Source organism: Telluribacter roseus, from assembly GCF_017355915.2.
Lineage (GTDB): Bacteria > Bacteroidota > Bacteroidia > Cytophagales > Spirosomataceae > Telluribacter.
The window spans coordinates 611,211-625,830 of the sequence record NZ_JAFEUV020000001.1 but is presented as its reverse complement, the minus strand read 5'-3'; the positions used below and the strand labels follow the sequence as shown (position 1 = coordinate 625,830).

The following is a 14,620-nucleotide window of genomic DNA, read 5'->3' as shown; positions in this document are numbered from 1 at the left end:
GGAAGCTATTAAAGTACATATAACCAAGCAAAACCTATTATGGATATGAAAAGCGAGATCCTAACCAACCTGGACAACCCCCGCCAGCTGGAAAAGCTGTACCGGGATAACAAGCCTACTTTTAAGCGGGAGTTCAATACTTTGTACCCGCAGTTGAGCGAAAGCCCTTATGCTCATGTCTGGAATGCCCGTCTCAACTACGATGATGATGGGCTGTCGTGGGGCTCTACCAGTGAGCTGCTGTTTATACTGGTCTCGGCCCTGCTGGCGGGTACCACTGCCAAGCTGCCCCAAATTCTATCCATCCCGGAAGAGTTCTTTTATACCCGCAATGTGGGGTTTATCCTATTCCCATTCCTGATTGCCTATTTTGTCTGGAAGCGTAAAGCTGACTTGCAGAACCGACTCCTGCTGGGCGGTTTACTGCTGGCTGCCCTGATCTTTATCAACCTGCTTCCCGATACCCCAAAGAGTGATACGCTAGCCTTATCCATGCTGCACCTGCCCCTGTTCCTCTGGTCGCTCCTGTGTGTAGCCTTTGCGGGTGGGTTCCGTCACGACCTCCGCAAACGCCTCGACTACCTCAGCTTTAATGGCGAACTAATCATCATGACCGGCCTGATCCTGATCACGGGCGGACTTCTGACCGGAATCACCATTGGCCTTTTTACCCTGATCGGCCTCCGGATCGAAGAGTTCTATTTCCAGTACGTGGTGATCTTTGGTCTGTCCGCGGCTCCCCTGGTGGGCACCTACCTCACCCAGACCAACCCTCAACTCGTCAACAGGGTATCCCCCGTCATTGCCCGCCTCTTCTGCCCGCTGGTACTGGTGACGCTGGTCGCGTACCTGATTGCCATCCTCATCTACCAGAAAGATCCCTACAACGACCGGGAGTTTCTGATTCTGTTCAACGTGCTGCTGGTGGGAGTCATGGCCATCATCTTTTTCTCAGTAGCCGAAAGTACCCGCTCCAGCATTTACCGCATCGAGCACCTGCTGCTGTTTCTGCTTTCGGTAGTTACCATCATTGTCAATGGTATTGCTCTGTCGGCTATTCTGTTTCGGATATCGGAGTGGGGCTTTACTCCCAACCGCACGGTAGTACTTGGTAGTAATATTCTGATCCTGGTGAATCTGGTACTTGTCACGGGGAAGCTATACGGAGTGGTGGCTTCAAAAAAAGACATTTCCGAAGTGGGTCGGACCATAGCGGCCTATCTCCCCCTGTATTTTTTGTGGGCAGCTATTGTTACCTTTCTGTTTCCGTTTTTATTTGGTTTTAAGTAGCCATCAGACCACCCATGGAAATAACCTATAAGACCGACGCCACTCCTACCCCGGAGCAGGTCATAGAACTCTACGAAAACGCGGGTCTGCCCCGCCCTACCCACGACCGGGAGCGCATCCGACTCATGTTCCAAAACGCAAACCTGGTCGTGACGGCCTGGGACGGCGACCAGCTCGTGGGAGTAGCCCGCTCCATCACCGACTGGGTATGGAGCTGCTACCTGGCCGATCTGGCGATCCAGCACGAGTACCAGAAAGCAGGCATAGGTCGTAGACTTATCGGGATCACCAAAGAGAAAGTAGGCGAGCAATCTATGGTACTTTTACTATCGGTACCGACAGCCATGGAGTACTACCCTAAGGTGGGCTTCACCAAACAGGAGAGCAGCTTTATCATAAACCGTACATACTAAGGCTGTGCCATCCCCCGTAGCTCTTCCAACGATCCTATGAGGAAGTGGGTCTATCAGATGTACTTAACCTTTATTAACACCGATGAAAACTCTATTACCGTCAACCATGCTCCTGCTGATCACTTGGCTGGTGCTGGGCAGCAGCTGTTCGTCAGATAAGGTCTCTCCCACTTCTATCCGGGGTACCTGGGTGGAGCGCTCGGCCCGGCAGGACACCCTTATCATCAACCGCGAATGGGTGGAAGTAAGGCGGGGTAAGGCCCCTAACGCAAGCGGGTACCTGGTACCCAAACCTGGCAGCGGCCTGTTTGGCTACGAACTCAAGGATAATACGCTCCGTATTACGCGCGTCATATACAGCAGCAGCATGCCTGCTATGTTTGAGTACCCGGTGAAGCTATCAGGCCGACAGCTTTCGATTCCTAATTTCTATGAATTACAGCACCACTTTTATGGTGAAGAGGATCGGAGCAGCCAGAAAACACTCTTATTTGAAAAGTTATAAAATTACCCTCCTTACTAGTGGGCAACCCGCTTTTCTCGCGGACTAGCTTGTTGTCACATACCTTAGTAGCTGAAGTCATACCCAATCCATAAATGCAACATTGTTGCATTTATGGATTTTATTATTACATTTGTCTGATCATAGCAATCAATCCATATGCACGACACACAAAAATTCGATGTAGTAGTAGTAGGTGGCAGTTTCGCCGGCCTCTCCGCCGCCATGGCCCTGGGGCGTTCGTTACGAAAGGTGCTGCTGATCGATAGCGGTAGGCCCTGCAACATCCAGACCCCGCACTCGCACAACTTCCTTACTGAGGATGGCGAAACGCCGGAAGCGATACGAAATAAAGCTATTAGCCAGACCCTTAGCTACCCCACCGCTAGTTTCAGGGATTCAGTTGTAAATAAGGTAAGTCGGGACTCCAATACATTTGTAGTTGAAACCACGGAGGGTGAATCCTTTACTGCTAAAAAAGTACTGTTCGCCACGGGTATTAGAGATATCATGCCCGATATTGAAGGATTCGCCGCCTGCTGGGGGATATCTATACTACACTGCCCCTACTGCCACGGCTATGAAGTACGCCACAAGAAGATTGGTGTACTGGGCAACGGGGACATGGGCTATGAATTCGTAAAACTCATAAGCAACTGGAGCCAGGATCTGGTACTTTTTACCAACGGTACCTCTACGCTGAATGAGGACCAGGTACTCAAACTGCAAAGTAAAGGAGTGGAGATTGTTGAAGAAGAGATCCAGCAGGTAGAACATGAAGCGGGTACTATCCAGAATCTGCTCTTAAAGGGCGGTACCAGCTATTTTATTTCGGCTCTTTTTGCCCGCGTCCCCTTTGAGCAGCATAGTTCTATTCCTAATGAACTCGGGTGCGAGCTTACAGATCATGGTTTCATCAAAGTGGATGATTTCCAGCGAACTACTCTACCGGGCATCTATGCAGCAGGGGATAACTCGTATGGCATGCGGTCAGTTGCGGCCGCCGTGGCGGCGGGTAATAAAGCAGGAGCTGTCATCAATAAAGATCTTATTGACGAAGAGTTTTAGATTTAAGTCTGCCGATAGCATATAACGAAGAAGCCCGGCTCCCTATATGGCCGGGCTTCTCTATTTGACTTAGCTAGCCCCAATCTATAATTGGGTGTTGCATTGTATAGCGTCTGCGACGCGTAATAAACTACATCGCGTCGCAGACGCTACAAAAAGATGCCCTTGCCGGGCCGCGCCCGATTGCAAATCGGGACGAGCAGACCCTAGAACAGCTCCTTTACCTTCGCGAACGACATCTCGTGGTAGTTTTCGATGTAGAGGTCGCAGGGAGGTAGCTCTTCGCGCGTGTGGGAGGTAAGTACCCCCACTACCTTCATACCCGCATTGAGCGCCGCCGAAACACCCGAGTACGAATCTTCGAACACTACACACTGCTTTGGATCGACCCCCAGGTTTTGGGCCGAAGTCAGGTATACTTCCGGATCGGGCTTGTGCTTGGTTACGTCTTCACTGGCCAGAATGGACTCCATCTGTTTGCGCAGGTCCAGCTTATCTATAATAAGGTCCAGATTGGCACAGGGAGCCGAAGTGGCCACGCCCGTTTTGACGCCGTTCTGTTTGAGACTAGCAATAAATTCCAACAGCCCGCCAATGGGCTCGATGTAGGGTTCGTAGATGGTGCGGAACAGGCTTTCTTTTTCGTCCTCCAGCTGCTTAAACTCCTCGCCTACTACCTCTCTCTGCAGAAAGTGGCTCAGGATATAGCTATTGCTCTTGCCAAACATATGCTGGGCAAACTCCTCGTCGGTAGGCGACAGGTCGCGCTTGGCAAAAAACTCCCGGAAGGCCTTCGAATGGTACGGATTGGTATGGCAGATCACGCCATCCATGTCAAAAATGACAGCTATTGTATTTTCCATGGGGCAAAGTTACAGTAAAAAAAAGGGCAGGTCCAGCCTGCCCGTAGGATGAAAATAGTATTGAGTTGGATGTAAAATGGAAGTTTACTCCCAGGCTACCTCTACCACCTGATCTTTCAGGTCAATGGTCGTGTACTGCTCACCGGTCTGGCGCTTCAGGGATACTACCCCATTCTGTACCTTAGCCACCTGCTGCGCGATCACGTCCTTTTTGTTCTTCTTGCGGTAGATCACCACTGTGCTTTCCGAGGTCTTCACGGGTACCTCTATGCTCTTGCCGTCGGCCTTAACTGCGGTACCATTCGAGGGCAGATAGGGAGCCTTGGCCAGTGCCAGCGCACGGGACGCCAGGGGTACTCCGTAGCCTACGTAGTTGTTGCCGTACGGGTACAGGTGCGCCGACTTCTCGATCAGGTCGATGAGCTCCTTGTTATTCAGCTCGGGGTGAGCCTGCATCAGACAGGCCGCAAAGCCCGTGATCACCGGTGCCGACAGCGAAGTACCATAGAGCGAGAAGCAGGACACGTTGGGCTTGAGGTACGGCAGGAACTCCGGCCCGATACTGCTGTACCCGATCTTGTTCCAGAGCCGCTGGTTGGTAGCTCCGATGGAAAGTACCCCTTTGGCATCCGCGGGAGTCGAGATAATGCGCCAGTTTTTGTCTTCGCCTTCGTTACCAGCCGATACCACGATCAGCATACCTTTTTTGTCCGAGGCCATTTGGGCCGCGCGGCTGATGGCGCTGGTTTTGCCATCCATCTGCTTGGGTTCGTAGTTTTCTTTGGGATCTGAGAACCCACGGGCGTAGCCCAGTGAAGTATTAATCAGGCGTACCCCCAGGCTATCCATCCACTCCATAGCCGCGATCCAGTTGTCTTCTTCGCCCCGCCACTCGCGTAGTGAGTAGTCGGTACGAGCCAGGTAAAACTTGGCATCCATGGCCATGCCGTACTGGATGTTATCGTTCTTATCCATTCCCGAGATAGCCGCCATTACTTCGGTACCGTGTACATCGGAGAATGACTCCGCCGTAGTGTACAACAGTGTGGCCGGACGGTCGCGCTTGACGTAATCACGAATGCCCAGTACCCGCTTGCTGGTGAATATATCACGCAGGGCATAGGACGAATCCGCCCCGTAAAAACCCGCGTCAATCACCCCAATAGTTACGCCCTTACCCGTAAAACCCGATTGCATAAAAGCCTCCGACTGCACCTGCGCCATCACCGGAGCCAGCTGCGCTTTATCTACGGGCTGGGTACGGGCTATGTAGAAGCCGGAGGTCATAGGTACCACGTCGGTGACGAAGGGGAGCTTCGATACCCGGTACGCCTGCTCGGGCGTCAGCGTAGCCGATACGGCATTGAGCCACTTGGACCGGTTGATGATCGTAACGGTGACATTGGTCAGCTCCTTTTCGTAAGCTGCCTGCACCGGCAGGTCGGTTTCGTCGAAGAGGGGCAGTCCCAGCAGCTTACGGTTCTGCATGGTCGTTTCGGATACAGCTGGCTGGTCAGCAGAGTTTTTATCTTTCAGGTATATCCAGTACTTGGGTTGAGCAGAAAGAAATAGGGGTAGAAGTAAGAGTATACCGAGAAGTCTGGCTTTCATACAATCAGGAAAAAATTAGTTTGGTAATGTTTTGTAATTTTGGTCAATCAATAGCTTTATGCTGTAAAATTATAGTGCCTGACTTTCTGTAGTACTCCATTTGGCTGGCGGTCTATCCAAAACCCGACAAGACTATAGGGAGTTAAACGTAATTAATTATTCGATTCGTCAAAAGTGTTCCTCATAAATAAACTATCATGCGTTACCAATCCATTGACAAAGCCCTGTTTATAGAAAACCGTCGCCGGCTGGCCAGTATCCTGAAACCCAAGTCACTCGTCATCCTGAATGCCAATGATATCATGCCCACCAACGCCGACGGTACCATGGGCTTCCGCCAGAACACGGACCTGTTCTACCTGTCGGGGGTAGATCAGGAAGAGACGATCCTGGTCCTGTTTCCCGAGCACCCGGACGAGAGGATGCGGGAGGTGCTGTTCCTGCGCGAAACCAACGAGTACATAGCCGTGTGGGAAGGCGAAAAATTGACAAAAGAGCAGGCCCGCGAGGTATCGGGTATTCAACGCATCTACTGGACCCATGAGTTTGAGCAGGTATTCCGCAATATCGTGTTTGAAGCCGAACGTGTGTACCTCAACACCAACGAGCATACCCGCAACGACTCCCTGGTACAGACCCGTGAGGCGCGGTACATCCGGGAGTTCCGCGAAAGGTACCCCCTGCACCAGCTGGACCGCCTGGCGCCACTCATGCACTACCTGCGGGCCATCAAGCAGCCCCAGGAACTGGCCCTCCTGCAGGAAGCCTGCGACATCACCCGCGCCGGATTCCACCGCCTGCTGAAGTTTGTCAAGCCCGGTGTGATGGAGTACGAGGTAGAGGCCGAGCTGCTGCATGAGTTTGTACGGAGCCGGTCGCGCGGCTTTGCCTACCAGCCAATCATCGCCTCGGGGGCTAATGCCTGTGTGCTCCACTACCTCCAGAACAACCAGCCCTGTAAGGACGGTGAAATACTCCTGCTCGACGTAGCCGCTGAGTACGCCAACTACAATGCCGACCTGACCCGCTCTATCCCGGTCAACGGCCGTTTTACGGAGCGGCAGCGCCAGGTATACGACGCGGTACTGCGGGTGTTCAAAGCGGCTAAATCCATGCTGGTACCCGGCAACATCTGGGACGACTACCACGTAGAGGTAGGTAAGGTGATGGAGAGTGAGCTGATCGGGCTGGGACTGCTTACCAAAGAGGCCATCGAAAAGCAGGACCCCGAACTACCCGCTTACAAGAAGTACTTCCCCCACGGTACCTCGCACTTCCTGGGCCTTGACGTACACGACGTAGGCAACAAGTACCGTCGCTTCGAGCCGGGTATGGTATTTACCTGTGAGCCGGGTATCTACATCCGCGAAGAAGGCCTGGGTATTCGTCTGGAAAACGACATCCTCATCACCGCCGACGGCAATAAGGACCTGATGGCAGATATACCCATTGAGGCCGAAGAGATTGAAGAGATCATGAACAGCTAGAGCAGCAGCAGGTATATTTTTTGTATATGCATTAGTCAGGCCGGCCAGGTACCATTGGGAACTTGGCCGGTGCTTTTTGTACACTTCATCGCCTACTTTATCTATGTACTTATCACCGGAGGACCTTTTAAGACTACTCTTAGCATTTGTCATTGGTGCCGTTGTCGGCCTGGAACGGGAATACCGCAGCAAATCGGCTGGTTTGCGGACTATGATTCTGATTTCCCTGGGCTCTACCCTCTTCACGCTTCTTTCCATTAAAGTAAGTCTGGACGCGGGTCGGATTGCCGCCAATGTCATTACGGGTATCGGCTTTATTGGTGGAGGGATCATATTTAGGGAGCATAATCAGGTAGTAGGGCTTACGACGGCGGCAGCCGTATGGGTAACAGCGGCCATGGGCATGGCCATTGGCGCGGGCTACTACGAAATGGCCTTTTTTACCTTTGCCCTGGTGATCCTGTCACTGATAGCCCTGATCCCGCTGCAGAGCTTCATGAAGACTAGGAACCAGATCCGGAACTACCGCATCGTGACCAAGTACCAGCAAAAAACCCTCAAGCGCTACGAGGAGCTTTTCAGGGAATATAAGCTGGATGTGATGCGGGGTAAGCAGAACCGCACCGGTGATCGCATCAGTGGCAACTGGACCTTACAGGGTAGTGAAAAGCAGCACGAAAAACTCACAAAATATTTATTGAATGACTCTGATGTAGTGGAATTTGACTTTTAGTATGAGTAAGGTCATTCTTCCGGGTTAGGCATAAAAACAGAAATGGGTGTAAATTGCAATGCCCGGAAACGCATATTTTTCTAAATTCGTTATCCTATTAATGTACTAATCCTACGGTTTTTTGTACTACATTTTGTGCCACTACTATGCCTGGTTTACTATTAAATGATCTACTCTGGGAGGTTCTCCAGCAAAACCTTACTATCACCGAGCAGCAATGGCTGAATGAAAAAAGTCTGGCCCAACCGCGCGAGCTGATGACTGCTTTCGTGGCCGCTCCCCGCTTCTTGTCCAAACGGGTTGTAGATATGGATGTAAGCCATAGCCTCGAAATCAGTAAGTTGCTTCCCGGATTTTCGATCGAAGGCTGGACTGTGGTGCGGCTGAGCAGGGTGTGGCTGCTGGCCTGCCTGGAGGCTACCGATAAAGAAGAGTACATCCGGCACATAGAGACGCTGTTTGATACCGCAGAGATGAACGAACTGGTGGCCCTGTACTCGGCGCTGCCCCTGCTGGAATACCCCGAGCAGTGGCTCTTCCGGGCTACGGATGCCGTACGATCCAACATGGGCGTAGTGCTGGATGCCATTGCACTGCACAACCCCTACCCCGCCCGGCACTTTACCGAAGCCGCATGGAACCAGCTGGTCCTCAAAGTGATCTTTAACGACAAACCCATCCACTTTATAGTTGGATTGGACGAAAGAGCCAATGAGCCACTGGCTCACACGTTGTCTGACTTTGCTCACGAGCGCTGGGCCGCCGGCCGGAAGGTGGCCCCTCAGGTATGGCGACTGGTGAGTAAATTTCTGGATGATGCACTTTTAAAAGATATGGAGCACTTGTTTGAATCCACGCAGCCTTACGACCGCGAGGCGGCAGCCCTTACCTGCTACCACGCCGAGTACAAGCCGGCACATGAACTCCTGGCCTCCTACCCCGATCTGGAAAAAGCTGTACAGCATGGCAATTTGACCTGGGCCCAACTTGAATTTACTGATCTGAACACGTATGTGTAACCATAACGAATTACAACAAAACCCTTCGCACTTTGAACAAAGCGACGAAGTAACAACACATAGCGATATGGGCTGGAACGAGTACCAGGACCTGATCCGGGGTATGCGCTTTTTTGACCCGCACATTCACATGACCTCCCGCACCACCGACGACTACCAGGCCATGGCCGATGCGGGGATAGTCGCCATTATAGAGCCGGCCTTCTGGCTGGGACAACCGCGGACGGGTCTGGCTTCATTCAAAGATTATTACAGCAGTCTGGTAGGTTGGGAACGCTTCCGGTCATCGCAGTTTGGTATCAAGCACTACTGTACCATCGGACTCAACTCCCGCGAGGCTAACAACGAGCCTCTGGCCGAACAGGTCATGGAGATTCTCCCCCTGTTCCTCTACAAGGAAGGCGTCGTAGGCGTGGGCGAAATCGGATTTGACGACCAGACCGCCGCCGAAGACAAGTACTACCGGGCTCAGCTTGAACTGGCCAAGGAAGCCAAACTGCCCGTACAGGTGCATACTCCCCACCGCGACAAAAAAAGAGGTACCGAGCGCAGCATGGCCATTGCTCTCGAGCACGGACTGGACCCGTCGTGGGTAATCATTGACCACAACAACGAGGAAACGGTAAAGAGCGTACTGGATCAGGGATTCTGGGCTGCTTTCACCATTTATCCGTTTACCAAGATGGGCAACGAGCGGATGGTAAAGGTAGTAGAGCAGTACGGTCCTGAGCGCATCATGGTTAACTCAGCTGCCGACTGGGGTATCTCAGATCCATTGGCTATACCCAAAACGGCCGCACTGATGAAAAAGAGTGGCATATCCGACGAAGCCATCCGGATGGTAACCTACCAGAATGCCATCGACGCCTTCGGCCTGAGCGGTCAGATTGACGTCGCGGATTTTGAGAATGGGGTAGCAGTAGACCAAAGCCAGAAGTTTAACGGCAATACCATCCTGCGGGGCGGCCAGCAACCCCGGGTTGCCAAAGACTCACTCGTAATTCGTTAACGTGAGCAAACTAAAAGCCTACCTACAGCTAACACGTCCGGCTAATCTGGTAACTGCTCTGGCCGATATACTGGCCGGAGTAGCCATTGCGCAATTTACTTATTACTCCAGCTACATCGCACCCGGTACGCTCCTGCTGGCTACCCTTGGCCTGTATGGTGGTGGTGTGGTCATGAATGATGTGTTTGATGCCGACCTGGATGCCGTAGAGCGTCCCGAACGCCCTATTCCAAGCGGTAGGGTGAGCCTTCAGTCGGCGACTACCATGGGCTTATTACTCCTGGTAGCCGGTATCATTTTTGCCGCTGCCTATGGCCCCCTTAGTGCCTATATAGCCGCCCTGGTAGCCCTTGGCGCCCTCGTATATGACAAGTGGGCCAAGCACTACACGGTATTTGGTCCCCTGCTCATGGGGCTGTGCCGGGGCGGAAACCTGCTGCTGGGTATGAGCTCGGTACCACAGGCCCTTTACGACTGGGGCTATCTGGCGCTCATTCCGGTGGCTTACATCGGAGCCATTACCCTTATTAGCCAGGACGAAGTACACGGGGGCAAGCGCCGCACGTTATACATAGCGGCCGCTCTCTACCTGCTGGTCCACGTGGTTCAGCTGGTGGTGGCCTTTATGCAAGGCAATGGCTTGCTTACGGTACCGCTGGTGGCTGCGCACGCCTGGATGGTAGGGCGCCCGCTACTCAATGCTATTAATAATCCCATCGGGCCTAACATAGGAAAAGCAGTAAAAGCGGGCGTTATTTCGCTCATTATCATGAATGCGGCTTGGTGCATGGCCTTCGGGAACTGGCACCTGGCACTGATTGTAGTAGTACTATTACCCATTTCCATAAAACTGGCCCGTATTTTTGCTGTGACATAGTGTCTGATACCTAATATATGCAAACCCTACATCAACGATTTCAGGTAGAATTTAACTACTCTATATTCTTTACCCAGGGACTGTTCTCTCCCCAGAATACCACCTTGAGCGACTTCCTGCGCGCCTATGGCGAATTCGGATTTAAACGTAAGGCTCTTTTCGTAGTAGACGATGGCCTTATAGATCATTATCCGGATCTGGTAGACGATATTACCAACTACTTCGCCCCTCTAGCCGATGCCGTACAGCTGGTACCTTCAATCTTGGTCATTACCGGTGGCGAAGCCTGTAAAAATGATCCATCCCTTTTTGAGCGGATTGTCCAAGCCGTCGATACTGCTGGTATTGACCGCCACTCGTTCGTTATAGCCGTAGGTGGTGGTGCCATGCTGGATCTGGTAGGCTACGCCGCGGCGGTTTCCCACCGGGGTGTCAAGCATATACGTATTCCAACTACGGTACTCTCTCAGAACGACTCGGGGGTAGGCGTAAAGAATGGCATCAACTACCACGGCAAGAAGAACTTCCTGGGCTCCTTTGCGCCTCCGGTAGCGGTATTCAATGACAGCGATTTCCTCAAAAGCCTCGACGACCGCGACTGGCGCGCCGGGATGTCCGAAGCCATCAAAGTGGCCCTGATCAAAGACCGGAGCTTCTTTGAGTGGATGGAACAGAATGCCGATGCCCTGGCTCAGCGTGACCAGGCGACTATGGACTACCTCATCCACCGCTGCGCCGAAATGCACGTAGAGCATATCCGTAGCGGCGATCCGTTTGAATTTGGTTCCTCGCGTCCGTTGGATTTTGGCCACTGGGCGGCGCACAAGCTCGAGTACCTCACCAACTTCTCCATCCGTCACGGCGAAGCCGTAGCCATTGGTATAGCGCTGGATAGCGTATATTCGGTAAAAGTGGGTCTGCTGTCAGAAGAAGGTCTCAATCGTATTCTGAACCTGATGAACCGACTAGGTTTTGAGCTGTACCACCCGGCTCTGTCCGAAAATGATAAAGAACTGCTGCGGGCTGGTCTGCATGAGTTCCAGGAGCACCTGGGCGGCCGCCTGACCATTATGCTTCTGCAGGAGCTTGGTAAGGGAGTGGAAGTGCACGAAATGGATGCCGAACTCATAGCCGAATCGGTAGACTACCTCGAAACCTACAACTCATCGCTTGTATGAAAACGCCCCACGGACACCTGACCTATTGCAGCAATATTCATCCCGGCGAACAATGGGATGATCATTTTCAGGCATTACAGGAGAATATTCCCTTTATTCGTAAGGAGCTGGCACCCGGTCAGGCCTTTGCCCTGGGACTCCGGCTGGCCAACGATGCATCTATCGAACTGAGCAATCCGGATCGGCTGGCTGAGTTTCAGGCGTGGCTGCAGGAGCAGGGCATGTACGTATTCAACATGAACGGCTTCCCGTACGGAGGCTTTCATAATACCCGGGTTAAGGACGATGTACATAGCCCCGACTGGACTACTACCGACCGGACCCTGTACACCCAGCGGCTGTTCAGCATACTGGCACAACTACTGCCCGACGGCATGGATGGTGGCGTATCTACCTCTCCCCTTTCCTACCGTTTCTGGTGGAAGGATGAAGCCGCGACAAAGTCAGCTATGCAGATAGCGACCAATAATGTTATTCTGGTAGCGGATACACTCGTAGAGCTGAAAAGGGAAACGGGTAAAACCATGCACCTGGACATTGAGCCGGAGCCGGACGGACTGCTCGAAAACTCGGAGGAGTTTGTCAACTGGTACCGCGACTACCTCCTGCCACAGGGTATCCCCTACCTGCAGGAGAAGTACGGATTCCGGGAGGAAGAAGCTCGTGAAGCCCTGCTCACCCACATCCAGCTTTGCTTTGATGTATGTCACTTCGCGGTAGGCTACGAAGAACCGCAGGACGTACTCGACCGCCTCGACACCGTAGGGATACAGGTAGGCCGGATTCAGATCAGCTCGGCTGTACGGATGGATCTGAGCCAGGATGCGGACCAGAAAATAGAGGCCATCCGCCAATTCGACGAGCCCGTGTACCTGCACCAGGTAGTAGCCCGCAATGGAGACAACAGCTTCCAGAAATATCCTGATCTACCGGAGGCCCTGGCCGACTGGAACGGTCAGCACAGCGAGTGGCGGATTCACTTCCACGTACCCTTATTTATAAATACCTACGGATCGCTGGACTCGACGCAGTACGACATTGTAAAGACGCTGGCAATCCAGAAGCAGTACCCATTTACCAACCACCTCGAAGTAGAAACCTACACCTGGGGCGTACTCCCCTCCGAAATTCAGAAACCTATTGGCGAATCCATAGTTCGTGAAGTAGCATGGGTAGTCAATCAGTTGAACGAGGATTAATATAGAATGCAAAAGACAGTTGTAATAGATATTGTTGGTCTGAGTGCCAATCTGATTGGAGAGCATACTCCTTTCCTGAAGGGGTACCTGCAGGGGCGGCACCTGACACCTATTAAGCCGGTACTGCCGGCCCTTACTACCACCAGCCAGAGCTGCTACGTGACGGGCAAATGGCCTTCTGAGCACGGCATTGTGGGTAATGGCTGGTACGACCGGGAGGATTCGGAAGTAAAGTTCTGGAAGCAGTCCAACAAGCTGGTGCAGGCCGAGAAGATCTGGGATGCTGCCCGCCGGCAGGATCCAAACTTTACCTGCTCCAAGATGTTCTGGTGGTACAATATGTACTCCACCGCCGACTACTCCGTTACGCCCCGCCCCCAGTACCATGCCGATGGCGTCAAAGCGCCGGACTGCTACGCCCACCCGGCCAGCCTGCGGGATGAGCTGCAGCAGGAGTTGGGACAGTTTCCGCTGTTCAACTTCTGGGGGCCCAACGCCAACATCAAGTCATCCAAATGGATTGCGGATGCCTCCGTATGGGTGGATAAGAAGTACGACCCCACGCTTACACTCATCTACTTACCCCACCTGGATTACTGTCTGCAGAAGTTCGGTGATGATTTTTCCAAGATTCATAAAGAGCTGGGAGAGATAGACGAACTGGTGGCTGGACTGGTACGCCACTACGAACCAAAGAACGCCCGTATTATCCTGCTTTCTGAGTATGGCATTAATCCGGTTAGCCGACCTATCCATATCAACCGCATCCTGCGCGAAGAAGGTACTATTGCAGTACGGACCGAGCGCTGGTATGAACTACTAGACGGTGGTGCCTCCCAAGCCTTCGCTACCGCCGACCACCAGATCGCCCACGTGTACATCAACGACTCGTCGGTAAAGGAAAGGGTTAAGAAGCGCCTCGAACAGGAGCCGGGTATAGCCCTGGTACTCGACGAGGAAGGAAAGTGCGCACACCACATCGATCATGAGCGCGCCGGTGACTTGGTAGTCGTGGCCAAAGCCGATAGCTGGTTTACCTACTACTACTGGCTCGATGACGCTAAAGCGCCGGACTACGCCAAGCTGGTGGATATTCACCGTAAGCCCGGCTACGACCCCGTGGAGATGTTTATGGACCCCAAGAACCCGCTCATCAAGCTACGCGCCGGGTATAAGCTGGGACGTAAGCTTATGGGCTTCCGCTACCTGATGGATGTGATTCCGCTGGATGCTACGCTGGTGAAGGGCTCACATGGTAGCCCCCTGGTGCCTCGTCAGTACTACCCGATCTGTATCACTGATAAGCCGCTGCCCCAGTCCGAACTGGAAGCAACGGAGGTGTATGATGTTATCTGGAAGCACCTGTTTTAA

14 protein-coding genes are annotated in these 14,620 nt (G+C 52.7%); 12 read left to right on the top strand and 2 right to left on the bottom strand.

The window, feature by feature from the left end; genetic code table 11:
* The first annotated feature begins 45 nt into the window (after positions 1–45).
* The 4 genes from JTN23_RS02630 to JTN23_RS02615 all read left to right on the top strand — a co-directional run bounded on the left by JTN23_RS02630 (position 46) and on the right by JTN23_RS02615 (position 3,273).
* Positions 46–1,290 (top strand): hypothetical protein, encoded by a 1,245-nt coding sequence (locus JTN23_RS02630; protein ID WP_247232166.1) that lies wholly within the window; start codon positions 46–48, stop codon positions 1,288–1,290.
* Positions 1,291–1,304: 14 nt separating this feature from the next.
* Positions 1,305–1,703 carry a GNAT family N-acetyltransferase gene (locus JTN23_RS02625; RefSeq protein ID WP_247232165.1) on the top strand — a complete coding sequence of 133 codons (399 nt, stop codon included), beginning with the start codon at positions 1,305–1,307 and terminating at the stop codon, positions 1,701–1,703.
* 82 nt (positions 1,704–1,785) lie between these two features.
* Positions 1,786–2,208: a hypothetical protein gene (locus tag JTN23_RS02620; RefSeq protein WP_247232164.1), complete on the top strand. Its 423-nt coding sequence runs from the start codon at positions 1,786–1,788 to the stop codon at positions 2,206–2,208.
* Between the two features lie 156 nt (positions 2,209–2,364).
* On the top strand, positions 2,365–3,273 hold the full coding sequence (locus JTN23_RS02615) for an NAD(P)/FAD-dependent oxidoreductase (protein ID WP_247232162.1): 909 nt from the start codon (positions 2,365–2,367) through the stop codon (positions 3,271–3,273).
* A gap of 206 nt (positions 3,274–3,479) precedes the next feature.
* Here the strand turns inward: JTN23_RS02615 and JTN23_RS02610 are convergent, their stop codons facing one another.
* Positions 3,480–4,136: an HAD family hydrolase gene (locus JTN23_RS02610; RefSeq protein WP_247232161.1), complete on the bottom strand. Its 657-nt coding sequence runs from the start codon at positions 4,134–4,136 to the stop codon at positions 3,480–3,482.
* An 84-nt stretch (positions 4,137–4,220) separates the two neighbouring features.
* Positions 4,221–5,747, bottom strand: a complete 1,527-nt coding sequence (locus tag JTN23_RS02605) for a S8 family serine peptidase (RefSeq protein ID WP_247232159.1) — start codon at positions 5,745–5,747, stop codon at positions 4,221–4,223.
* 197 nt (positions 5,748–5,944) lie between these two features.
* Here JTN23_RS02605 and JTN23_RS02600 point away from each other — a divergent pair, with 197 nt between their 5' ends.
* The 8 genes from JTN23_RS02600 (at position 5,945) to JTN23_RS02565 (ending at position 14,620) form a co-directional block, all read left to right on the top strand.
* Positions 5,945–7,234 carry an aminopeptidase P family protein gene (locus JTN23_RS02600; RefSeq protein ID WP_247232157.1) on the top strand — a complete coding sequence of 430 codons (1,290 nt, stop codon included), beginning with the start codon at positions 5,945–5,947 and terminating at the stop codon, positions 7,232–7,234.
* 103 nt (positions 7,235–7,337) lie between these two features.
* Complete coding sequence (locus tag JTN23_RS02595) at positions 7,338–7,967, top strand: MgtC/SapB family protein (protein ID WP_247232155.1); 630 nt, start codon at positions 7,338–7,340, stop codon at positions 7,965–7,967.
* 146 nt (positions 7,968–8,113) lie between these two features.
* Positions 8,114–8,986, top strand: coding sequence for an EboA domain-containing protein (locus JTN23_RS02590; protein WP_247232153.1), 873 nt, complete (start codon positions 8,114–8,116; stop codon positions 8,984–8,986).
* Positions 8,979–9,995, top strand: coding sequence for a TatD family hydrolase (locus JTN23_RS02585; protein ID WP_247232150.1), 1,017 nt, complete (start codon positions 8,979–8,981; stop codon positions 9,993–9,995). Before JTN23_RS02590 ends, JTN23_RS02585 begins: the two co-directional genes overlap by 8 nt.
* 1 nt (position 9,996) lies before the next feature.
* Positions 9,997–10,872, top strand: a complete 876-nt coding sequence (eboC, locus tag JTN23_RS02580; protein WP_247232148.1) for a UbiA-like protein EboC — start codon at positions 9,997–9,999, stop codon at positions 10,870–10,872.
* 17 nt (positions 10,873–10,889) lie between these two features.
* Complete coding sequence (locus JTN23_RS02575) at positions 10,890–12,050, top strand: 3-dehydroquinate synthase (protein WP_247232147.1); 1,161 nt, start codon at positions 10,890–10,892, stop codon at positions 12,048–12,050.
* The gene (gene eboE, locus JTN23_RS02570; RefSeq protein ID WP_247232146.1) at positions 12,047–13,249 is read left to right on the top strand and encodes a metabolite traffic protein EboE; all 1,203 of its coding nucleotides are present in this window, start codon (positions 12,047–12,049) and stop codon (positions 13,247–13,249) included. Before JTN23_RS02575 ends, eboE begins: the two co-directional genes overlap by 4 nt.
* Positions 13,250–13,255: 6 nt before the next feature.
* Positions 13,256–14,620, top strand: a complete 1,365-nt coding sequence (locus tag JTN23_RS02565; RefSeq protein ID WP_247232145.1) for an alkaline phosphatase family protein — start codon at positions 13,256–13,258, stop codon at positions 14,618–14,620.